General features: G+C 65.9%; 22 protein-coding genes and 1 other RNA gene. 10 read left to right on the forward strand and 13 right to left on the reverse strand.

Annotated elements, in window-relative coordinates; all coding sequences use genetic code 11:
* Positions 1–81: 81 nt before the first annotated feature.
* The 3 genes from hrpB to IVB24_RS05215 all read left to right on the forward strand — a co-directional run bounded on the left by hrpB (position 82) and on the right by IVB24_RS05215 (position 4,875).
* Positions 82–2,556 (forward strand): ATP-dependent helicase HrpB, encoded by a 2,475-nt coding sequence (hrpB, locus tag IVB24_RS05205; RefSeq protein ID WP_247772252.1) that lies wholly within the window; start codon positions 82–84, stop codon positions 2,554–2,556.
* Between the two features lie 119 nt (positions 2,557–2,675).
* A complete protein-coding gene (locus IVB24_RS05210) occupies positions 2,676–3,188 on the forward strand; it encodes a TIGR02281 family clan AA aspartic protease (protein ID WP_247772253.1) in 513 nt (170 codons plus the stop codon).
* A 187-nt stretch (positions 3,189–3,375) separates the two neighbouring features.
* Positions 3,376–4,875, forward strand: a complete 1,500-nt coding sequence (locus IVB24_RS05215; protein WP_094976407.1) for a phosphomannomutase/phosphoglucomutase — start codon at positions 3,376–3,378, stop codon at positions 4,873–4,875.
* 12 nt (positions 4,876–4,887) lie between these two features.
* On the opposite strand, the gene IVB24_RS05220 is transcribed toward IVB24_RS05215, so the two are convergent.
* The 3 genes from IVB24_RS05220 to IVB24_RS05230 form a co-directional block, all read right to left on the reverse strand.
* Positions 4,888–5,727, reverse strand: a complete 840-nt coding sequence (locus IVB24_RS05220) for a sterol desaturase family protein (protein ID WP_140481484.1) — start codon at positions 5,725–5,727, stop codon at positions 4,888–4,890.
* A gap of 9 nt (positions 5,728–5,736) precedes the next feature.
* Positions 5,737–6,048 carry a cysteine rich repeat-containing protein gene (locus IVB24_RS05225; protein WP_247772254.1) on the reverse strand — a complete coding sequence of 104 codons (312 nt, stop codon included), beginning with the start codon at positions 6,046–6,048 and terminating at the stop codon, positions 5,737–5,739.
* Between the two features lie 74 nt (positions 6,049–6,122).
* Positions 6,123–6,344 (reverse strand): hypothetical protein, encoded by a 222-nt coding sequence (locus IVB24_RS05230; RefSeq protein ID WP_166467866.1) that lies wholly within the window; start codon positions 6,342–6,344, stop codon positions 6,123–6,125.
* A 183-nt stretch (positions 6,345–6,527) separates the two neighbouring features.
* On the opposite strand from IVB24_RS05230, the gene IVB24_RS05235 reads away from it, so the two are divergent.
* Both IVB24_RS05235 and IVB24_RS05240 read left to right on the forward strand, forming a co-directional pair.
* The gene (locus IVB24_RS05235) at positions 6,528–7,250 is read left to right on the forward strand and encodes a response regulator transcription factor (RefSeq protein ID WP_094976409.1); all 723 of its coding nucleotides are present in this window, start codon (positions 6,528–6,530) and stop codon (positions 7,248–7,250) included.
* Positions 7,250–8,599, forward strand: coding sequence for an ATP-binding protein (locus IVB24_RS05240; RefSeq protein WP_247772255.1), 1,350 nt, complete (start codon positions 7,250–7,252; stop codon positions 8,597–8,599). The genes IVB24_RS05235 and IVB24_RS05240 overlap by 1 nt, the downstream gene beginning before the upstream one ends.
* Positions 8,600–8,664: 65 nt before the next feature.
* On the opposite strand, the gene IVB24_RS05245 is transcribed toward IVB24_RS05240, so the two are convergent.
* The 9 genes from IVB24_RS05245 to IVB24_RS05285 all read right to left on the reverse strand — a co-directional run bounded on the left by IVB24_RS05245 (position 8,665) and on the right by IVB24_RS05285 (position 16,195).
* Positions 8,665–9,174 carry an Lrp/AsnC family transcriptional regulator gene (locus IVB24_RS05245; protein ID WP_247772256.1) on the reverse strand — a complete coding sequence of 170 codons (510 nt, stop codon included), beginning with the start codon at positions 9,172–9,174 and terminating at the stop codon, positions 8,665–8,667.
* 97 nt (positions 9,175–9,271) lie between these two features.
* Positions 9,272–10,195 (reverse strand): sugar kinase, encoded by a 924-nt coding sequence (locus IVB24_RS05250; RefSeq protein ID WP_247772257.1) that lies wholly within the window; start codon positions 10,193–10,195, stop codon positions 9,272–9,274.
* Positions 10,196–10,201: 6 nt separating this feature from the next.
* Positions 10,202–11,140 carry an NAD(+) diphosphatase gene (gene nudC / locus IVB24_RS05255; RefSeq protein ID WP_247772258.1) on the reverse strand — a complete coding sequence of 313 codons (939 nt, stop codon included), beginning with the start codon at positions 11,138–11,140 and terminating at the stop codon, positions 10,202–10,204.
* Positions 11,141–11,150: 10 nt separating this feature from the next.
* On the reverse strand, positions 11,151–11,570 hold the full coding sequence (locus tag IVB24_RS05260) for an HIT family protein (RefSeq protein WP_162406844.1): 420 nt from the start codon (positions 11,568–11,570) through the stop codon (positions 11,151–11,153).
* A 256-nt stretch (positions 11,571–11,826) separates the two neighbouring features.
* Positions 11,827–12,954 (reverse strand): muconate cycloisomerase family protein, encoded by a 1,128-nt coding sequence (locus tag IVB24_RS05265; RefSeq protein WP_247772259.1) that lies wholly within the window; start codon positions 12,952–12,954, stop codon positions 11,827–11,829.
* Positions 12,951–13,706, reverse strand: coding sequence for an SDR family oxidoreductase (locus IVB24_RS05270; protein WP_247772260.1), 756 nt, complete (start codon positions 13,704–13,706; stop codon positions 12,951–12,953). Before IVB24_RS05270 ends, IVB24_RS05265 begins: the two co-directional genes overlap by 4 nt.
* Positions 13,706–14,500, reverse strand: a complete 795-nt coding sequence (locus tag IVB24_RS05275; RefSeq protein WP_094976417.1) for an amino acid ABC transporter ATP-binding protein — start codon at positions 14,498–14,500, stop codon at positions 13,706–13,708. The genes IVB24_RS05270 and IVB24_RS05275 overlap by 1 nt, the downstream gene beginning before the upstream one ends.
* On the reverse strand, positions 14,497–15,159 hold the full coding sequence (locus IVB24_RS05280; protein ID WP_247774284.1) for an amino acid ABC transporter permease: 663 nt from the start codon (positions 15,157–15,159) through the stop codon (positions 14,497–14,499). The genes IVB24_RS05275 and IVB24_RS05280 overlap by 4 nt, the downstream gene beginning before the upstream one ends.
* Before the next feature lie 190 nt (positions 15,160–15,349).
* On the reverse strand, positions 15,350–16,195 hold the full coding sequence (locus IVB24_RS05285; RefSeq protein ID WP_094976419.1) for a transporter substrate-binding domain-containing protein: 846 nt from the start codon (positions 16,193–16,195) through the stop codon (positions 15,350–15,352).
* 182 nt (positions 16,196–16,377) lie between these two features.
* On the opposite strand from IVB24_RS05285, the gene ffs reads away from it, so the two are divergent.
* From ffs to IVB24_RS05310, 5 genes are all read left to right on the forward strand, one after another.
* An RNA gene (gene ffs / locus IVB24_RS05290) (signal recognition particle sRNA small type) lies at positions 16,378–16,474 on the forward strand.
* Positions 16,475–16,568: 94 nt separating this feature from the next.
* Positions 16,569–18,404 carry a DNA polymerase III subunit gamma/tau gene (locus tag IVB24_RS05295; protein WP_247772261.1) on the forward strand — a complete coding sequence of 612 codons (1,836 nt, stop codon included), beginning with the start codon at positions 16,569–16,571 and terminating at the stop codon, positions 18,402–18,404.
* A 28-nt stretch (positions 18,405–18,432) separates the two neighbouring features.
* Positions 18,433–18,753, forward strand: a complete 321-nt coding sequence (locus tag IVB24_RS05300) for a YbaB/EbfC family nucleoid-associated protein (RefSeq protein ID WP_092226848.1) — start codon at positions 18,433–18,435, stop codon at positions 18,751–18,753.
* A gap of 1 nt (position 18,754) precedes the next feature.
* Positions 18,755–19,357 (forward strand): recombination mediator RecR, encoded by a 603-nt coding sequence (recR, locus tag IVB24_RS05305; RefSeq protein WP_247772262.1) that lies wholly within the window; start codon positions 18,755–18,757, stop codon positions 19,355–19,357.
* A gap of 27 nt (positions 19,358–19,384) precedes the next feature.
* Positions 19,385–19,822: a hypothetical protein gene (locus IVB24_RS05310; RefSeq protein ID WP_247772263.1), complete on the forward strand. Its 438-nt coding sequence runs from the start codon at positions 19,385–19,387 to the stop codon at positions 19,820–19,822.
* A 121-nt stretch (positions 19,823–19,943) separates the two neighbouring features.
* Here the strand turns inward: IVB24_RS05310 and IVB24_RS05315 are convergent, their stop codons facing one another.
* Positions 19,944–21,323, reverse strand: a complete 1,380-nt coding sequence (locus tag IVB24_RS05315; RefSeq protein WP_247772264.1) for an MFS transporter — start codon at positions 21,321–21,323, stop codon at positions 19,944–19,946.
* Positions 21,324–21,351 lie beyond the last annotated feature (28 nt).

Genomic DNA, 21,351 nt, shown 5'->3' on the forward strand with positions numbered 1-21,351 from the left:
GGCCATCCACGTCTTGTTCACTGCCAGATGAAAGAACGTGGATGCCCGGGACAAGCCCGGGCATGACGACGGGATGATTTGTTGCCTCGCAGTTTCGACACGCCCCTTCCGATCGATGCCGTGCTCGACGACCTCTCGCGCACGCTGGAGGCGCATAACGCGGCCGTGCTGGTGGCCCCGCCCGGGGCCGGCAAGACCACGCGCGTGCCGCTCGCGTTGCTCGACGCGCCCTGGGCGAAGAGCAAGAGGATCATCGTGCTGGAGCCGCGGCGTATTGCGGCGCGCGCCAGCGCCGATCGCATGGCCAAATCGCTTGGCGAACGCGCCGGCGAGACCGTCGGCTACCGCGTCCGGTTCGGCTCGAAGATCTCGCGCGCGACCCGCATCGAGGTGGTGACGGAGGGCATCTTCACCCGCCAGATCCTCGACGATCCCGAGTTGTCAGGCGTTGCCGCCGTCCTGTTCGACGAATTCCACGAGCGTTCGCTCGATGCGGACATGGGCCTCGCGCTGGCCCGTGACGCGCAAACCGGCCTGCGCGAAGACCTCCGCATCCTCGTGATGTCCGCCACGCTCGACGGCGCCCGGGTCGCAAGGTTGCTGGGCGATGCGCCCGTCATCGAAAGCGAAGGCCGCGCCTTCCCGGTCGAGACGCGCTATCTCGGTCGCAAGGCGGATGCGCCGATCGAGCGGCAGATGGCGGACGCCATTGCATCCGCGCTGCGCGCCGATGGCGGCTCGGTGCTGGCGTTCCTGCCGGGCGCTGCCGAAATCCGCCGCACCCAGAACTTCCTCGGCGAGCGCGTGCAGGACGCCAGCATCGAGATCGTGCCGCTGTTCGGCGCGCTCGACGCCGCCGTGCAGGACCGTGCGATTTCGCCTGCCCCCAAAGGCATGCGCAAGGTGGTGCTGGCAACTTCGATCGCGGAGACCTCGCTCACCATCGAAGGTGTGCGCATCGTGGTCGATTCCGGTCTTGCCCGCGTGCCGCGCTACGAGCCCGACATCGGCCTGACGCGCCTCGAGACCGTGCGCGCCTCGCGTGCGGCAGCCGACCAGCGCCGCGGTCGCGCCGGCCGCACCGAGCCGGGTATCTGCTACAGGCTCTGGGACGAGCCGCAGACGGCCTCGCTCTCGCCCTACACCCAGCCGGAAATTCTCAGCGCCGACCTGTCTTCGCTGGTGCTCGATCTCGCGCAATGGGGCGTCAGCGATCCCGCCTCGCTGTCATTCCTCGATCCGCCGCCCGCACCCGCCTGGAAAGAAGCCAAGAGCCTGCTCTCCGAGCTCAACGCACTCGACGGCGACGGTCGCATCACCGCGGAAGGAAAAAGCCTGCGTGCGCTGGCGCTGCCGCCGCGGCTCGCGCGCATGATCGTGGATTCGCATCGCGCAGGCGAGGGCGAAGCCGCCGCCGAGATCGCGGCCATCATCACGGAGCGCGGGCTTGGCGGCGACAGCGTCGATCTCGAGCACCGGCGCGACCAGTTCCGCCGCGACCGCTCGCCGCGCGCCGCCAGCGCGCGCGATCTGGCGCGGCGTTGGGCCTCGCAAGTGGCAGCTTCGGAGAAGGCGGGACCGCAGGATGATCTCTCGACCGGTTTGATGCTCGCCTATGCGTTCCCGGACCGCGTCGCGCGCAATCGCGGCAATGGCAGTTTCGTGCTTGCCAACGGCCGCGGCGCCGCGGTCGAGCAGACCTCCTCGCTCGCCCGCGCGCCCTATATCGCGATCGGCGAGATGACGGGCACGGCAGCGAGCGGACGTATCCTGCTCGCTGCGCAAATCACCCAGGACGAGATCGAGCGGCATTTCGCCGAGCATATCGAGGGCGCCGACGAGATTTCGTTCGACCGTGGTGCGATGGCGCTGCGCGCGCGGCGCAAGCGCGTGCTGCATGCGATCACGCTGTCCGAAGCGACACTGGCCGTGTCACCCACCGAGGACACCGCGCGCATTCTCGCCGACGGATTGATCGCCGCGGGCCTCGATCGGTTGCCCTGGTCGAAGGCCGCCAAACAATGGCGCGATCGCGTGATGTTCCTGCGCAAGGCCGAGGGCGACAGCTGGCCCGATCTCACGGACGACGGATTGATCGCGCGCCGCGACGACTGGCTGGTGCCGGCGCTCTACGACAAGATCGCGCTGAAGGACATCTCGCCCGGCGATCTCTCGGATGCACTGATGGCGCTGCTGCCGTGGGAGATGCGCGCGCGGCTCGAGCGCGAGGCACCGACGCATTTCGAGGCGCCGACCGGAAGCGTGCTCGCGATCGACTACGAGGCCGAGCAGGGGCCGACCATCGCGGTGCGGCTGCAGGAATTGTTCGGTCTCAACATCCATCCCTCGATCGCCGCCGGCAAGGTACCGCTGGTGCTGGAATTGCTGTCGCCGGCGCAGCGCCCGGTGCAGGTGACGCGCGATCTTCCCGGCTTCTGGCGCGGCAGCTACGCCGCGGTCCGTTCCGACCTGCGCGGCCGCTATCCGCGCCATCCCTGGCCGGACGATCCGGCCAGCGCAGTGCCGACCCGACGCGCCAAGCCGCGCGGCACCTGAAGTCGCATTAACCGTTCGCTCATCCTTTTCGTCAAAATAGCATCGCTCTGGCCGCAGCAACGCTCGCGGCCTGGCGTGTCGCGTGGTGAAATCGAGCTTTCCGGCTCGGAAGTGGTGTGATGCGTAACATTCTGATCATCGCAGCCGTCATGATCGGCCTCGGCACCTTCATGGCGCAGATGGCGGACAAGATGAGCTCGGCTTCCGCAACCGCGGTGCCGCGCGCCACGGTCGCCGTTGCGGCGACGGCGCCTGCCGGTGGGCGCAGCCTCGCCATTTCCCGCGATGGCCGCGGTCATTTCCAGACCGAGGGCCGGATCGACGGCCAGCGCATCGGCTTCATGCTCGACACCGGCGCCTCCGTGGTTGCGCTGAATGAGACTTCGGCGGCCCGCTTTGGCCTGCGTCCCTCGCGCAGCGATTACAATGCCACCGTCTCCACCGCCAACGGCACCATCAAGGCCGCGCGCACCCGCATCGCGATGCTCGAGGTCGGCGGTCTGGTCGTGCGCGACGTCGATGCCATGGTGCTGCCCGACGAGGCGCTGTCGGAGAACCTGCTCGGCCTCTCCTTCCTCTCCCGCCTGAAGCGCTTCGAGTACGCCAACGGCCAGATGGTGCTGGAGCAATAGGCCAAATCCTTCGCGATCAAACGCCGCCTATTTCAGGATAGCAATTCGCCTCGTATCGCCCCGGCGGTAACGTTTCTTCGTTACCAAACTGCCGCAATTATCGGCCATAAGCCTTCATTCCCGCCTTCCGCTGCGGCCCGGCATTCGCTAAGGCTGCCTCTGCCCCCCATTTCACGAGATCGTCTCAATGTTCCCGAAGCCGAAATCCGTATTGTTGCCAAACACCTACGCCTTCGAATCCGAGCCGATGGTGAAGCCGACGGGCTTTCGCGAATACGACGCGCGCTGGTTGTTCCAGAAGGAAATCAACCTGATGGGTGTGCAGGCGCTCGGCATGGGGCTGGGCGCGCTGATCGCCGAGCTCGGCGTCAGCCAGGAGATCGTCACCGGGCACGATTTCCGCGGCTATTCGGCCTCGATCAAATACGCGCTGATCTCCGGCCTGATGGCGGCGGGCTGCAAGGTGCATGATATCGGCCTTGCGGTGACGCCGATGGCCTATTTCGCGCAGTTTGATCTCGACGTGCCCTGCTGCGCGATGGTGACCGCCTCGCACAACGACAATGGCTGGACGGGCGTCAAGATGGGCGCCAACCGTCCGCTGACCTTCGGGCCCGAGGAGATGACGCGGCTGAAGGAGATCGTGCTCAATGCCGATTTCAAGAACAAGGCGGGCGGCTCCTATCAGTTCCACGAGAATTATCCGGCGCGCTACATCGCCGACCTCACCAATCGTCCGAAGCTGAAGCGCAAGCTCAAGGTCGTCGCGGCCTGCGGCAACGGCACCGCCGGCGCGTTCGCGCCGCAGGTGCTGGAGGCGATCGGCTGCGAGGTGATTCCGCTCGACACCGAGCTCGACCACACCTTCCCGAAATACAATCCGAACCCCGAAGACATGGAGATGCTGCACGCGATCCGCGACGCGGTGCTGCATCACAAGGCCGATGTCGGCCTCGGCTTTGACGGCGACGGCGACCGCTGCGGCGTCGTCGACAATACCGGCGAGGAGATTTTTGCCGACAAGGTCGGCGTGATGCTGGCGCGCGACATGTCGGCGATCCACAAAAACGCGCATTTCATCGTCGACGTGAAGTCGACCGGCCTGTTCGTCACCGACCCGGTGCTGCAGAAGCAGGGCGCCAAAACCGACTATTGGAAGACCGGCCATTCCTACATGAAGCGCCGCACCAACGAGACCGGCGCGCTGGCAGGTTTCGAGAAGTCCGGCCATTTCTTCTTCAACAAGCCGTATGGACGCGGCTATGACGACGGCTTGGTTTCGGCGCTCGCGATCTGCGACATGCTCGACCGCGCGCCGGGCAAGTCGATGGCCGACCTGAAGAATGCGCTGCCGAAGACCTGGTCGTCGCCGACCATGTCGCCGCATTGCGCCGACGAGACCAAATACGGCGTCATCGACCAGGTGGTGAAGCATTTCGAGGACTTGCAGGCCAGGGGCACGAAGATCGGCGGCCAGTCGATCCGCGATCTCGTCACCGTCAACGGCGTGCGCGTCACGGTCGAGGACGGCAGCTGGGGCCTTGTGCGCGCCTCCTCCAACAAACCTGAGCTCGTCGTCGTGGTCGAGAGCCCGGTCTCCGAGCAGCGCATGCACGACATGTTCGAGATGGTGAACAGCGTGCTGCGCACGCATCCCGAAGTCGGCGAGTACAATCAGAAGATCTAGGCGCCTGCGATCTCAATCGCCGGGCGGCCCGAACAGCGCGCGCAGCTTCGCGCCAGCGCCTCGGGCCTTCCAGGCGTCGCCCAGCATTGCGATCCATTCGCCCAGCGCGATCCGGATCGGATTGAAGGACGGCGTGCCTCCGACTAGGCCGAAACGAAGCGGCTGGTTGGCGGGCTGCTCCGCAAAGGTGCCGAACAGCCGGTCGAACACGATCAGGATGCCGCCATAATTCTTGTCGAGGCACGGCGCGTTGCAGGCGTGATGCACACGATGATGGCTCGGCGTGTTGAGCACCCATTCGAGCGGACCGAGCCGTGGTGCCAAGCCGCTGTGGATGAAGAACTGGTAGGACAGGTTGATCCCGAGCATCGCCACGATCGCGAGTGGGTGAAAGCCGATCAGCGCCAGCGGCAGGAAGAAGAGAAAGTTGCCGGAGATGTTGCCGGTCCAGCCGAGCCTGATCGCCGCCGTCAGGTTCAATCGTGTGGTCGAGTGGTGCACCGCGTGCGTCGCCCACATCCAGCGAATGCGATGCGAGGCGCGGTGCTGCCAGTAGTAGAGAAACTCGCTGCCCAGGAATAACCCCGCAAGCGCGAGCGGGCTGGTCTGCGCGAAGTCGAACAGACGGTGCTCGTACAGGAAGGCGAACGGCACGGCCAGAATTCCGGCTTCGACCGCGCGCAGCAAATTCTGCCCCAGCGCGACGCCGAACGACGCGACCGTTTCGCGCCAGTCGTGGGTCTCGCGATGCGCGAGCCGGCCGATGCCGTATTCGAGCAGCATCAGGCCGATCGCGGTGGCCAGGATCACGCGACGGAGCGTCGGGTCGAGCAGGATGGACGCGTAACCCATGGTGGCCTCCTACTTCGGCGCGACGCCGGCGCTGGCGGCGCCGGCCCTCAGCGCCTGCGCGCGAGGCAAAGTTTGCGCACAGGTCGAGGTGAGCTGGCCGGCGTGAGATTGCAGGCAGGCGAGGATGCGTCCTCCACCCGGCGTGACGTCGCTACAATGGCGGTCATAGTCTGCGCGGCAGGCCTGCATGACAGCACGTGCTTCGCTGCGCATCTGCGGCGTGATCTGCGTTTGCAACTGGCTCTGAGCAAACGCGGAGGTCGACGCGCCGAGGGCGACGATGGCCGCAACTTGGGGCAGGAAGCGGAAAATCGGTAGCACGATGCTGATCCTTTCTGATCTGGTGAGGCGGGTCGTCGCCGCGCAGGGCGAACGCGGCGACGACGTCGAAGAGCTCAGCGCGAGACCGTGCCGGTGCGGGTGTAGGTGTTGCCCGCCGGGCCGGTGCGGGTGACGTTGCGCGTGCAGCTTCCGTTGGCGCAGCCTCCCGTCGCGGTGACGGTGGAGGTGCCGCGCGGCCCGTTCGCCGTCGCCGACCGAGTCCAGGCATTGGCATCGGCCGCCGCCGCAACCGAGAGGCCGCCGATCACGAGCGAGGTGAGGAAGAACTTGGTCATGCTTGTCGTCTCCTTCTGGGGACTGCCGTAAGCGGCAGCCATGAGGCGGAGACTGGTCGGGCCGCGTCTGCGACGCATTGCCGGGACGAAACGATTGTTATGGCTTTGTCGGGCCGATGTAACACTGTGTAACAAGGCGGCCTGCGCCCTTGCTTGACGCGAGCCATTGCCCACAATGCGGCCATGATGACGCAAGCAGCCACGATTCTCATGGTGGAGGACGATCCGGAGATCAGCCGCCTCGTCGCCGATTTCATGCGGCGCGAGGGCTTCGAGGTCGCTTGCGTCGGCGACGGCAAGGCGATGGATGCCATGCTCCAACGCCTGCGGCCCGATCTCGTGATCCTCGATCTGATGCTGCCGGGTGAGGACGGGTTGTCGATCTGCCGCCGTTTGCGTGCCGACGATTCCATCCCGATCCTGATGCTCACGGCCAAGAGCGACGAGATCGATCGCGTGGTCGGCCTCGAGATGGGCGCCGACGACTACCTTGCAAAGCCGTTTGGTCCACGCGAACTGCTCGCGCGGGTACGCGCCATCCTTCGCCGCGCCAGCGGGGCGCCGGCCAAGCCGCTGGTGCGGCGCTTCGCGTTCGACCGGTTTGTCATCGATCTCGATTCGCGCAGTGTCGAGACGATTGAAGCCGAGACGCCGGAGCTGCAATTGACGAGCGCCGAGTTCGACCTGCTCGGCTGCTTCGTGCAGCGTCCGCGCCGGGTGCTCACGCGCGACCAGATTCTCGACTGGACGCGCGGGCGTTCGGCCGAGCCGTTCGATCGCACGGTGGACATGCTGATCTCGCGCCTGCGCAAGAAGCTCGATGGTGCCAGCCCGGGCTCCAACCTGATCACGACGGTGCGCAACGGCGGCTATCTGTTCACCGCAACCGTGAAGCAGGTGTCGTGATGCTGCGCGTGACGCTTGCCGCGCGGCTGGCCCTGATCGGGTTGATCGGATTCACGGTGGTGATGACCGTGATCTTGGCGATCTTCTACCGGACCACGGTGCAAGAGAACCAGCTGACGCGGCCTTCGCCCGCGCGCCTCGATGCGCTCGCGACACTGGTCGAGCGCACGGCGGCCGGCGAGCGGCAGTCCGTGCTCGATGCCGTGTCCTCACCGCAATTCAAGGTTCGAATCGCACCGGGTGGCGCGCCGGTCGGCGGCGAGACGCCGACGCAGCAGCAACAATTGCGTGAGACCTATGCCGCGGGTCTCGCAGGGCGCCCGGTCGAGATCGTGTCGCCGCCGGACCATCGCGCCAGCCGCTGGTTTCCCCGTATCGCGCGGCTGATGGCCAACGCGATCGAATTCCGCATCGGCCTGCGCAGCGGCGAGATGCTGATCGTCGACGCCTATACCCGCCTGCCGGTCACCCCGTTCGGCCTGCCGGTCGGCTTCGGCGCCGGCCTGTTCGGCTCGATCGTGGCGCTGCTGGCATTGCTGGTTATGCAGCGCGAGACGCGGCCGCTGGCGCAACTCGCCGCGGCGGTCGATCGCGTCGACTTGTCGGCCGATCCGCCGCCGCTTCCGGACGCACGGCGCAGTGCGCCGGAAATCCGCGCCGTCATCGCCGCGTTCAACCGCTTGCAGGGGCGGCTCGCCGAGATGCTGCGCGCACGCATGACGTTGGTGGGCGGCATTGCCCATGATGTCAGGACCTTCGCGACGCGGCTGCGGTTGCGGGTCGAGCACATTCCCGACGATGCCGAGCGCCAGCGGGCGGTTACCGATATCGACGACATGATCCGGCTGCTCGACGACGCGCTGTTGTCGACGCGGGCCGGCGCCGGCGGCCTGTCACAGGAAATGATCGAACTTGCTGCGCTGATTGCCGTCGAGGTGCACGACCGTCGCGCTCAGGGCGCGCCGGTCGACCTGGTCACGGATGCGCACGCGCGAAATGCGGTGGTGCTCGGCGACCGGCTGGCGCTGCGGCGCATCCTCGCCAACATCATCGACAACGCGCTCGCCTATGGCCATGCCGCGCATGTCAGGGCCGCGTTGAAGGACGGTGCCGTCGTCGTGTCGATCGAGGACGAGGGGCCGGGCATTCCCGACGATCATCGCCAGGCAGTGCTGGAGCCGTTCCTTCGCCTGGAGAAGTCCCGCAACCGTGCGACCGGCGGCGCGGGCCTTGGCCTCGCGGTGGTGCGCAGCCTGGTCGAGGCCCATGGCGGAACCATCGAGATCGCCGCCGCCTCCGGCGGAGGTACGCGCGTCAATGTCACGCTGCCGGTGTTTCAACCGGCTTAAAGCCTTTTCGAGCGAAGTGAATGCCGGTTCGCGTGAAGAAAACGCATCAAAACAAGAATTGGGCGTCAGGCCGCCACCACCGCCGGGATCGGCAGCGTGGTCACGGACTTGATCTTCTCCATCGCAAAGCGCGAGGTGACGTTCTTCAGCGGCACGGCGCTGATCAGCTTCTTGTAGAACACGTCATAGGCCTGCATGTCGGCGACCACGACGCGCAGCATGTAGTCGACGTCGCCGGCCATGCGATAGAACTCCATCACCTCGGGCATCGCGCTGACGGCTTCGGCGAATTTCTTCAGCCAGGCGTCGGAATGATCGGAGCTTTCCACCGACACGAACACGGAGATGCCGAGCCCGATCTTGTTCTGGTCGACGAGGGCCACCCGCTTGATGATCACGCCGTCGGCCTCCAGCCGCTGAATGCGCTTCCAGCAGGGGGTCGAGGACAGGCCGACGCGATCGCCGATCTCGGCGACGGACAGGGAGGCATCCTCCTGGAGCACCATCAGGATCTTGCGGTCGATGGCGTCGAGGCGGCGGCTGGTCTCGGGGATCTGGATGGCGGTGTCGTTCATTTGAAGAACTTTGTTCCAATTCTAGGGCTGATTTCACTGATATAGAGAAAATCTTTCCCCGGCAAGACCATAGTCTCGGCGCCTCCCTGGATTTGCTCTAGGGCCGTTCGCGCAAAAACCCTTCAATTTCAACGCGTTGGGGTGCAGCCATGCCGCCGCCATGGCGGGTGCATTTCAGTGCCGCGGCGGCCGAGGCGAATCGCAGCGCCCGGCGCACGTTCCCGCCCTCAGCGAGGCCAAGCGCGAAGGCGCCATGAAAGACGTCGCCGGCGCCGAGCGTATCGACCGCCTGGACAGGGAAGGCCGTAGTCTCCTCCAGCTCGCCTGCTTCGTTCAGCCAGATCGTACCAAGCGGACCGCGGGTCGCGGCAAGGAAGGCGGGCGTCAGCCTGGCCAGGCGTTGCAACGCCATGCCGTCGTCGGCGACGCCGGCGGTCTCCTGCACCTGCTCGCTGGCGAACAGCAGATGTGAGGCGGCGGTCAGCAGGCCGTCCTGCAACGACATCGCGCGATCGACACCGACGATGACGGCAATGCCGCGTCGCCGAGCCTCGGCGCAGAGGTCGCTGCAGAATGCACCGCAGCGGCTTTCGACGAGCACGGCGCGACAATCGGCCAGCAATTCGTCGGCATTGGGCAACTGCACGCCCCACAGGCCGGGATCGCGATAGATCGTGAGTGTCCGTTCGCCCGAGGGCTCGATCATGATCGCCGAAACCGGCGTGGTCACATCAGGCATGCGCACGATGTGGCTGGTGTCGATGCCCTCCTGCGCCATCTGCGCGAGGATGAAGCCGCTCGATGTCTCCCGCGCGTCGCCCATGGGGCCAGCGAACGAGACGCGGCCGCCGAGCCGCGCAATCGCGATCGCAGCATTGAGCGCGTTGCCGCCGCAGAGCTCGGCGAGGTGGCTGGCGTTGGCCTTGCTGCCGCGCGCCGGCACGGCCTCGACCCGAAAGGTGAGGTCGCGCACGGGAATGCCGATGCAGAGGATACGCGGCGCGATCCCGGATGCGGCCATCGGCGGTCAGCTCTTGTCGTGCACCCAGCGGCCGAGCAAATGATGGGCGATGGCGAAGGGATGCGGGCCTGCGAGCCCGTCCGGATGCGTCCGCGTCAGCATCAGGGCGGCCTCCTCGCGCGAGAACCAGCGCGCGTCCTCCAACTCCGAGTGATCGACGACGATGTCCTCGCTCACGGCCCGCGCGCTGCAGCCGATCATCAGCGAGGACGGATAGGGCCAGGGCTGCGTCATGTAATACTGCACGTCGGTGCAGCGAATGCCCGACTCTTCCAGGATCTCGCGGCGGACCGCGTCCTCGATGGTCTCGGCGGCCTCGACGAAGCCGGCGAGGCATGAATACATCCCTGCCGGAAACTGCTTCTGGCGGCCGAGCAGGCACTTGTCACCGGAGGCGACGTGCATGATCACGACTGGATCGGTGCGCGGAAAATGCTCGGCCTTGCAGGAAGGACACTCGCGCTTCCAGCCGCCTTCCTTCATCGCGCTGCGCGTGCCGCAATTGGCGCAATAGCCGTGGCGCTGGTGCCAGCCGACCATCGACTTCGCCATCGCGATCGCCGACAGCTCCTGGGGCGGGATCGCGCCCTGCATCGCCATGCCGCGCAGCTCGGTCACGGTGTAGTCCTCGCGGCCCACCAGCTTCTCGGCGGCCGCCTGTGACAGGCCCATGCCGAACATCGCGGCGCCGTCGCGCAAGCCTAAGAAGATCGTGCCGGGATTGGCGCCGCACTTCAGCGCCTCGTCGATCCCGAGCAGCGCGCGGGTCTTGTCGCCCTCGCGCTTCACCAGCAGCGAGTCACGGTAGACGACATAGGCGCGCGAGGTCGGCTTCTGCTCCATCGCGAACAGCTTCTCGTCGTCGCGGCGCAGATGCGCGGCACGATCGAGGATGTTGGTGACGAAGGCCGGTTGTCCCAGCGGAAAGGCGTCGAATGCTGACATTATCGTTCTTTCAACCCAACCAGATCTTGCGGCGAAGCGCGCTGATGAAATTCTGAACCTCCGCGGCGTCATGCGCCAAGGGCTGCATCACGCCCCAGACCGGCCGCGGCCAGGCGGCGTCGCTGGTGCGGCGGGCGATGATGTGGACGTGAAGCTGAGGCACCAGATTGCCGAGCGCCGCGATATTGAGCTTGTCGCATCGGGTGATCTCCTTCAGCGCGCGCGAGACGCGGGAGATCTCCGTCATCAGCTGCGCCTGCTGCACCTCGTCGAGGTCGATGATCTCGACGGCGTCAGTGCGCCGCGGCACCAGCAGCAGCCAGGGATAATGCGCGTCCTTGATGACCAGCACCTTCGACAGCGGCAAATCGCCGATGTCGATGGTGTCCTCTTTCAGGCGGGAGTGCAGCGACCAGGCGGGATCAGACATATGCGTTTCCGGATGGCCCGGTGGGTTCGGGCGTGTTTGGCCGGACCATACGATACCGACTCCGATAGGGGAAGGATTGGCGCTCCGCCGTTGCTGCATACGCGGTCGTCGTCCCGGACAAGCGCAGCGCAGATCCGGGACCCATAGCCCCAGGGAGTAGTTATTCCGCGAGCTGGCAACTCCGAGTCTTCGCCAAGCTCAATCCTGTGGCTATGGATTCCGGGCTCGCGCTGCGCGCGCCCCGGAATGACGGAAACTACGCCTCCGCCAGCACCCGCGCATTGGCGCGGACCGAGGCTTCGCTGACGCGAATACCGAGGCCGGGTCCATCGGGCACCACGACATGGCCGCTGCGGTTGGCGACGCGCTGTTCCAGCACGTCCTCGGTCAGCACGTGGTGCGGCATGTAGAATTCGCAGCCGAGCGAGATGCCCGGCGTCGCCGCGATCAGCTGCGTGCCGGCGGCAAGACCAATGCCGCCTTCCCACAGCGTGCCGCCATAGCCGGGCAGGCCGGCGATGTCGGCGATGGCCATGATCGCCTGCGCCTCGAACAGGCCGCCGGCCTTCATCAACTTGATCGAGACGGCGTCGGCCGCCTCGCGGCGCACCACCTCCATCATGTCGCGGCGGTCGAAGCAGCTTTCGTCGGCCAGCACGGGCGTTTCCAGCGCCGCGGTGAGCTGCGCCATCACGTCGAGAAATTTGCGCGGCACCGGCTGCTCGATGAAGGTCGGAGCGAATTGCTCGACATCGCGCAGGATCTTGATGGCACCGAACGGTGCGAGCGCCTGGTTGTAGTCGACGCGTAGATCGACCTGGTCGCCGAATTCCTTTCGGATCGCTTCGAGATGGTCGAGATCCTCGCGATGCGGTTTGACCCCGGTCTTGACCTTGTAGATGACATTGCCCTCAGGAACCATCTTTCGCATGCGCTCGAGATCGGCGGCAAAATCCGGATCGGCGATCGAGAAGGAGAGGGGAATCGTGTCCCGCACCCGGCCGCCGAGCAGGTCGGCGACCGACAGTCCCGATGATTTGCCGACGATGTCGAGCAACGCCATCTCGATGGCGACTTTTGCTTCGGCATGGCCAACCAGCGCGCGGTCGAGCTCGGCCATCAGCGCGCGGACGCGGCGCACAGGCTTGCCGAGCACGATGGGCCTTAAGTAAATATCGAGGGCGGAGAAAGCGGCTTCCGGCGTTCCCGTAAAGACCTCCCACGGTGCCGCTTCGCCCCAGCCGACCACGCCGTCGCTCGCGGTGAGCTCGATCAGCACGCGTTTCACCGTGCCCTTGACGTTTCCGACGCCCTGCAGGCGCGCCATCTTGATCGGGCTTTCGATCAGGAACAGCCGGAGACGTTCGACGGTCGCCTCGCTCATGTCAGGCCTCCATTGACGTGCCAGACCTGGCCGGTGACGTAGGATGCTTTTGGTGACGCCAGGAAGGCGATTATCTCGGCCACCTCGTTCGGCCGGCCGCGGCGGCCCATCGGGATCAGCGCTTCGGTCGCGGCGATCTGCTCGGGCGACAGCCGGCTCTCGCTCGGTTTGTCCTTGAGGATGAGGCCCGGCGCGACCGCATTGACGGTGATGCCGTCTTTCGCAAGTTCGACTGCGGTAAGCCGCACCAGCGCTTCCAGTGCGGCGCGGCTGGCAGCGGTGGCGGCAAAGGGAGCGAATTCGGGCCGGATCGCGTGCGCAACGAACGACGACACCGCAACGATCCGTGCGTCGCTCCCGGCACGCAGTAGCGGCAGTGCGGAATTGACCAGTCGCGTGAAGGCCAGCGCGGACTCGTCCATCGCCTGGCGAAACTGATCCGCCGGCGTGCCGATCGCGCTGCCGCGGCGGGCATGGCCGCCGACCAGGATCAATCCGTCGAGCCGGCTGAAGGCGGCTTTCGCGGCGGCGACGGCGTCGGTGGCCGCGCTCTCCTCGGCGAGATCGCCAAGGCAGCTTGCCGCCACGGCGCCTTTCGCTTCGGCATCCGCTGCGGTGGCTTGAAGGCCTTCTGTGTTGGCGCGCGTATGGAGCAGCAGCCCGACGCCTGGCGCCGCCAGCATTTTGGCGGTGGCGCGGCCGATGCCGCTGGCGGCACCGGTGACGAGATAGACGCGATTGATATGGGACATCACGATGCCGTTGTGGCCGGCGGCAGCGCGCCGGTGCGGTGGAAATGGCTGAGAAAGGCGCGTGTGGCGGCTTCTCTCGGGTTGTCGATCACCTGCCGCGCCGGGCCTTCCTCGACCACGATTCCGTCGCGCATGAAGATGAGGCGGTCGGCGACCTCGCGGGCGAACGCGATCTCGTGGGTCACGATCACCATGGTCATCCCCTCGGACGCCAGTTGCTGGATGACGGCGAGCACCTCGCCGACGAGCTCGGGGTCGAGTGCCGAGGTGGCCTCGTCGAACAGCATCACGTCGGGCTCCATCGCCAGCGCCCGCGCGATCGCGACGCGCTGCTTCTGGCCGCCGGACAGCGTCGCCGGATATTGATCCGCCTTCTCGGCAAGCCCAACCTTGACGAGCTGCGCGCGCGCGAGCTTCTCGGCGTCCGGCCTGGCCATGCGGCGAACCGTGACCGGTCCCTCCATCACGTTCTGCAGCGTCGTCATGTGCGGGAACAGGTTGAAGTGCTGAAACACCATGCCGGTGGTGGCGCGGAATCTTGCGAGTGTCTTTACGTCGGGCAGCTTCGCGCCTTCGCCGAACTGGAAGCGTGTATCGCCGACGCGAACGCTGCCACCATCCGGCGTCACCAGAAGATTAATGCAGCGGAGCAGTGTCGACTTGCCCGACCCCGACGGGCCGATCAAGGCCACGACGCCGCCCTTGGCGACGTCGAGGCTGATATTCTTCAGGACCTCGTTGCTGCCAAAGCTCTTGCGAAGGCTGCGGATCTCGATTTTCGACGTGTCGCTCATTCGCCGACCGCCAGTCGCCTCTCGCCGCGCCGGACGAGGATGGTGAGCGGAATCAGGATCGCCGCATAGGCGACCGCGACCGCCGTGTAGGTCTCCAGCGGCCGGTAGCTGTCATGGGCGGCGACCTGGCTTTGATAGACCAGGTCGGGCACCGCCAACACCGAGACCAGCGAAGTGTTCTTGAACTGGATGATCGACTGGTTCATCAGCGCCGGGATCATGCGCTTGATCGCCTGCGGCAGCACGATGCGTCGCATGCTCTGGCCGGGCGTCATGCCGAGTGCTGCGCCGGCTTCGGACTGACCCTTGTCGATCGAGACGATGCCGCCGCGGATGATCTCCGAATAGAACGAGCCGCCATAGAGCGAGAGCGCCAGCGCCGAGGCCGTGATCGGCGTCATCTCGACGCCGGCGAGGATCGGCAGCGCGTAATAGAACCAGATCAGCTGCACCAGGATCGGCGTGCAGCGGAACGCCTCGATGAAGGTGAGCGCGAGAAGACGCGCCGCCTTGAAGCGCGAGAGCGTGCCGAATGCCCCGAACAGGCCGAACAGCAGCCCTAGCACGACAATGACCACGGTGAAGCCGACGGTGACGCCAAGCCCGTTCAGAAACAGCCAGCGATAGCTCCAGAGGATGCCGAAGTCCCACTGATACATGCGTGCTTTCTTGCTCACCTCTCCCGCTTGCGGGAGAGGTCGTATCGCATCGAAGATGCGATACGGGTGAGGGCTCTTTCCTCTGGGGAAGTCTTGCCAGCTGAGACACCCTCTCCCCAACCCTCTCCCGCAAGCGGGAGAGGGGGCGAAGCGGTGCGTCTCAATCGAGCCCGGCTCAAACTGATCTTACTTACAACGAAACGCCCGGCGGAATGTCCGCCTCGGTCACGCCCACCAGCTCCATGTTGGTGATGATCGCGTTGCGGATAAAGCCGAGGCCCTTGTTGAAGTCGATCCAGGTGTTGACGTAGTCGCGCCAGGTCTTGTCGGTCTCGCGGCGGAAGCCGGCATTCGAGGTCGTCGCGAAGATCGGCGTCGGCAGCACGAGTTGGCCGAGCGAGGGGTTCTTCTTCAGCACGGTCAGCGACAGCATGGTGATCAGGCACTGCGCGTCGACGCGGCCGGTCTGCAGCGCGGCGGTGGCATCGTCCGCGGTCTTGAGCCGCGTGATCTGCGCCTTCGGCGTCAGGCGGCTGACGACCTGGTCGTGCGAGGAGCCCTGGTCGACCGCGATCTTGATGTCGGGCGAGTTCAGCTCGGCCCAGCTCTTCGGCTTGAAGTCCTTCTTGCAGAGGATGCCGAAGGCATTGTTGAAGACGGGGACCGAGAAATCGACCACCAGCGCGCGCTTCGGGGTCGGGTTCAGGCCGAAGAAGATATCGATCTTGTTGGCCTGCAGGTCGAGCACCGAATTGCCCCAAGTGGTCTCGGTGATCTCGAGCTCGGCCTCCATGTCGTCGGCGAGCCCCTTGGCGATGTCGATGTAGAATCCCTTCCACTGGCCGCTGGAGAGATCCTTCATGTAATAGGGCGCGCCGCCGCCGACCGCGCCGATCCGCATCTTCTTGGTCCGGCGGATGCGGGCGAAGGTCGATTCGTTCTGATCGGCGGTCTGGGCCACGGCCGGCGAAGCCAGCGCGGCCGCGGTCATGGCGCCAAGCCCGACAATCGATGCAACATCACGACGTGTAACCATTGGGATCAATCGCTTTTCTGGTTGGGATAGGTTCCGGCAGGTTCATATCAAGGTCGCACTTTCAGTGAAAGCACAGCCTATCGGCTGGGCAGATCGCGAATTGCCCGGATGCTAGGCAGGCGCCGTCGATCAAGGGCGATAGCCGCTTGCTTTCCGCCCCTTTTGGCCCCAAATAGGGACCGGGAGATTGGCGGTGGACGAGCCACTCGCCAACCGGGTCAGGTCCGGAAGGAAGCAGCCCTAACGAGGTCCGGATCGGGTCGCTCGTCAGTCTCCTACTTGTTTTTCGAGCGAACCAGCGCCGGCGGCACCAGCCGCCAGCGCGCTCCTTTCCGCAAAGCCGGCCAAGAGACATTTCATTGCGGATCGACCGATGACCGACGCTGGCGCCCCTTCCAATCCCGATAGCGCCGGCCCGGCCGGGAACGCGCCTTACCGGGTGCTGGCGCGCAAATACCGTCCTTCCAGTTTCGACGATCTGATCGGCCAGGAGGCCGTGGTCCGCACCGTCTCCAATGCCTTCGAGACCGGACGGATTCCGCAGGCCTGGATCCTCACCGGCGTCCGCGGCGTCGGCAAAACCACCACCGCGCGCATCCTGGCCCGTGCACTCAACTACGAGATGCCGGATGGCTCGGTGAAGGGCCCGACCATCCACATGCCGACGCTCGGCGTGCATTGCCAGGCGATCATGGAAAGCCGGCACATGGACGTGCTGGAGATGGACGCGGCCTCGCATACCGGCGTCGACGACGTCCGCCAGATCAATGACAGCGTGCGCTACGCGCCGGCCAGCGCGCGCTACAAGGTCTACATCATTGACGAAGTCCACATGCTGTCGACGGCGGCATTCAACGCCTTCCTGAAGACGCTGGAGGAGCCGCCGGAGCACGCCAAGTTCGTGTTCGCGACGACCGAGATCCGCAAGGTTCCGGTCACCGTGCTGTCGCGCTGCCAGCGTTTCGATCTGCGCCGGGTCGAGGCCGACGTGCTGATGAAGCATCTCGCCAATATCGCGGCGAAGGAAAGCGTCGAAATCGAGCCCGAAGCGCTCGGCATCATCGCGCGTGCCGCCGAAGGCTCGGTGCGCGATTCGCTGTCGCTGCTCGACCAGGCGATCGCGCATGCAGCGGGCACGGTGAAGGCCGACGCCGTCAGGCAGATGCTGGGCCTCGCCGACCGTACCCGCGTCATCGACCTGTTCGATTCGCTGGCGCGCGGCGACATCGCGGCCGCCTTCAAGGAGTTCCGCGACCAGTACGATGTCGGCGCCGATCCGATCGTCGTGCTCTCGGACCTCGCTGAATTCGTCAATTTCGTCACCCGCGTGAAGATCGTGCCCGCGACTGCCGACAACGTCGCCTATGGCGAGACCGAGCGGGTGCGCGCGAAGGATTTTGCCTCGAAGATCTCGATGCGCGTGCTGTCGCGGATGTGGCAGATGCTGCTGAAGGGCATCACCGAGGTGCAGGCGGCGACGCGGCCCGCCGCGGCGGCCGAGATGGTGCTGGTGCGCATCGCCTATGTCGCCGATTTGCCGACGCCGGACGAAGCGATCAGGATGCTGGAGCAGAACGGCGGCGGTTCGCCGGTCGCGAGCGGCGGCGGTGCCGGGCGCAGCAGCGCGTCGTCCGCGCCGGTTGCATCCGCATCGACAATGTCCGCAGCGCCGGTTCGCATGCCGACATCATCGCCATCAGCGTTTGGCGGTGGCGCCCGGCCGCAGATGGCGGCGCCCGCGCCGGATCCGCAAGGTGCCGCGCCGCAGCTGCGCATCACGAGCTTCACCCAGCTCGTCGCGCTGGCCGGGCAGAAGCGCGACATCATGACCAAGAGCGCGCTCGAAGGCGACATGCGCCTCGTCCGTTTCGAGGAGGGCCGGCTGGAGGTCGCGCTCGAGCCCAACGCCTCCAAGTCGATGATCTCGGAGCTTGCGAGGAAGTTCGAGCAGTGGACCGGCCGTCGCTGGACCATCGTCGTGTCTAACGAGCAGGGCCAGCCGACGCTGCGCGCGGTGAACCAAGCCGCCAAACAGGAGCATGCGCGGACCGCCGAGGCCGATCCGCGCGTGCGGGAGGTGCTGTCGCGTTTCCCCGGCGCAAAGGTTGTCGAGGTCCGCAGGCTTGCCCCGGAGACGCCGGAGGCCAATATAAACGCGGACTATGGCAGCGACGATCCGCCCGACGGTTCCGACGGCGACGATCTCTGAACCTAACTTTTTCCAAGGACGAGCACCGATGGCTGATTTTCTCGGCATGATGAAGCAGGCGGCGCAGCTGCAATCCAAGATGCAGGAGATGCAGGAATCTCTGGCCAACGTGGAAGTCGAGGGCATCTCCGGCGGCGGCCTCGTCGCCGTGCGCATGACCGCGAAGATGGACGTCAAGGGCATCAAGATTGATCCCTCGCTGATGAAGGCGGAAGAGCGCGAAGTGCTGGAAGATTTGCTCGTCACCGCGCTCGGTGATGCGCGCCGCAAGGCGGAGACCGCGATGCAGGAGAAGATGCAGTCGCTGACCGGCGGGCTCGGCCTGCCGCCGGGGTTGTTCGGCCAGTAATATGGGCGCGGTTGCAGGTCCCGAAATCGAGCGGCTGGTGCAGCTTCTCGCGCGGCTGCCGGGCCTCGGTCCGCGCTCGGCGCGGCGCGCGGCGCTGCATCTGATCAAGAAGCGTGAAGCGCTGATGATGCCGCTGGCTTCGGCCATGCAGGTCGCGCTGGACAAGGTCCAGGTCTGCAAGACCTGCGGCAACATCGACACGCAGAATCCCTGCACCGTCTGCACCGATCCGAAGCGCGATGACGCCATCATCGTCGTCGTCGCCGACGTCGCCGATCTCTGGGCGCTGGAGCGCGCCAATGCGACCCAGGGGCGCTATCACGTGCTGGGCGCGACATTGTCGCCGCTCGACGGTGTCGGCCCGCAGGATCTGACCATCGAAGCGCTGGTCGCGCGCGCGCATGATTCGCGGGTTCACGAAATCATTCTGGCGCTGAATGCGACGGTGGACGGCCAGACCACGGCGCATTACATCACCGACCTCTTGCAGGACGCCAATGTGAAGGTGACGCGGCTCGCCCACGGAGTTCCCGTCGGCGGCGAGCTTGATTATCTCGATGAAGGTACGCTATCGGCTGCGATGCGGCAGCGCACCCTGTTCTAGGCATCCACACTTTACGGAACGGACGATATGACGAAACTTTTCGCCACACGCTTGGCTTTGGCCGCGACGATGATGCTGCTGGCGAACCCGGCCATCTCCGCGCAGCAGGACGATGGAGCGCCGCTGCCGTCCAAGCCCGGCAAGCCGATCAATGCCGGCGAGGTGTTGTCCGGCGAGTTGAACGCGATGAAGGTGCGCGACGTCAAGAACACCGGCAAGCGGGTTGCAATGTATCAGATCACCTCCGAGCCGCGTCGCCTGCCGGCGCCGAACGGGCTGTGCAATCTCGAGACCGGGCCCGAGACCTTCCAGTTGGTCACCTCCAGCGACGCGCAGGCCGCGCAGCTGAAATCGTTCGTCGGCAAGGCGATCTCGGTCAAGGTCGACGAAGTCGCCTGCGCCAGCGATCCCGGCCAGATGAGCGAAGCCGTGATCACGAAGTGGAGCATCATCAAGAAGCAGTAGGGGGCGGCGCGTCGACGAGCTGCCGTAGGGTGGGCAAAGGCGCAACGCGCCGTGCCCACGACCTGCTTCGGTTCAATACGTAGTCGTGGGCACGCTTCGCTTTGCCCACCCTACAAGACCGTCATACCCGTACCGGCCCCAACGCCTCGAAATGCCCGCGCCGCTGCAGCCATGTCAGCAGCACCAGGCTCGGGATCGCCACCAGCACGCAGATCACGAAGAACATCGGCCAGCCGGTCGCGCTTGCGACATAGCCCGCACTCGACGACAGATAGGTCCGCCCCACCGCTGCGAGCGCGGTGAGCAACGCATATTGCGTCGCCGTGTGTAGCGGGTTCTGGCAGAGCGCCGAGAGGTAAGCCACGAAGATCACGGTGCCGATGGCGCTGGTGAAGTTCTCCGCGCAGATCGCGAGCGCCAGCGCCCATTGATTGGTGCCGACCATTGCGAGCCAGGCAAAGGACAGATTGGCCAGCGCCTGCACCACGCCGCCGATCCAGAGCGACATTGCCAGCGGATAGCGCCGCGCGACGAAGCCACCGGCAAACCCGCCGATCAGGGTCGCGGCGAGGCCGACGCCCTTCACGATCGCCGCATAATCGTTGCGGGTGAAGCCGAGGTCGATCACGAACGGCGCCGTCATCGTGCCCGAGAACGCATCGGTGAACTTGAACAGCACGACGAAGGCGAGCGCGGCGAGTGCGTCCTGGCGCGACAGGAATTCGGAGAACGCGCCGATCGCCGCGCTCAACACCCGCGCAAACGCGGTCTCGGTATGTGTCGCGGCTTCCGCCTGCGCGGATTGCGCCGGCTCGGTCGCGGCCAGCGCGGTGATCGTGCCGATCAGCACCATCGCGGCCATCACCACATAACCCCACATCCACGCCGACGTGCGGGATATGCCGGTGTCCTCGAAGCCCGAGACGATGAACAGTGCGCCCGCGGTCGAGACCAGCATGCCGATCCGGTAGGCCGCGACGTAAGCGGCCATGCCGGCCGCCTGCTCGCTCTCCGGCAGGCTCTCGACGCGGAAGGCGTCGACCACGATGTCCTGCGTCGACGACGTCGTCGCCACCAGCAGCGCGCCGAGCGCGACATAGAACGGCGAGCGCGCGGGGTCGGTCATCGCCAGCAGCAGGATCGCGACGATCAGCAGGGCTTGCGAAAACACCAGCCAGCCGCGCCGGCGTCCGAACGCGCGGGTGAACAGCGGCACATGCAGCGCATCCACCAGCGGTGCCCACAGGAATTTCAGCGTGTAGGGCGTGCCGACCAGCGCGAACAGCCCGATGGTCTTCAGATCGACCCCGGCCTCGCGCATCCACACCAGCAGCGTCGATCCCGACAGCGCCAGCGGCAGGCCGGAGGAGAAGCCGAGAAACAGCACGATCAGCACCCGCGGCTGCAGGTACACGGCAAGACTGTCGCGCCAGGAGGTCGCAGGAGCGGCGGTCGCGGCGGAGGAGGTCGCGGCGGAGGAGGTCGCGTCGGGTGAGGTCATGGGACGGTGTTAGCAGATTCTGGAGGCC

The sequence above is a fragment of the Bradyrhizobium sp. 192 genome (assembly GCF_023100965.1).
GTDB lineage: Bacteria > Pseudomonadota > Alphaproteobacteria > Rhizobiales > Xanthobacteraceae > Bradyrhizobium > Bradyrhizobium symbiodeficiens.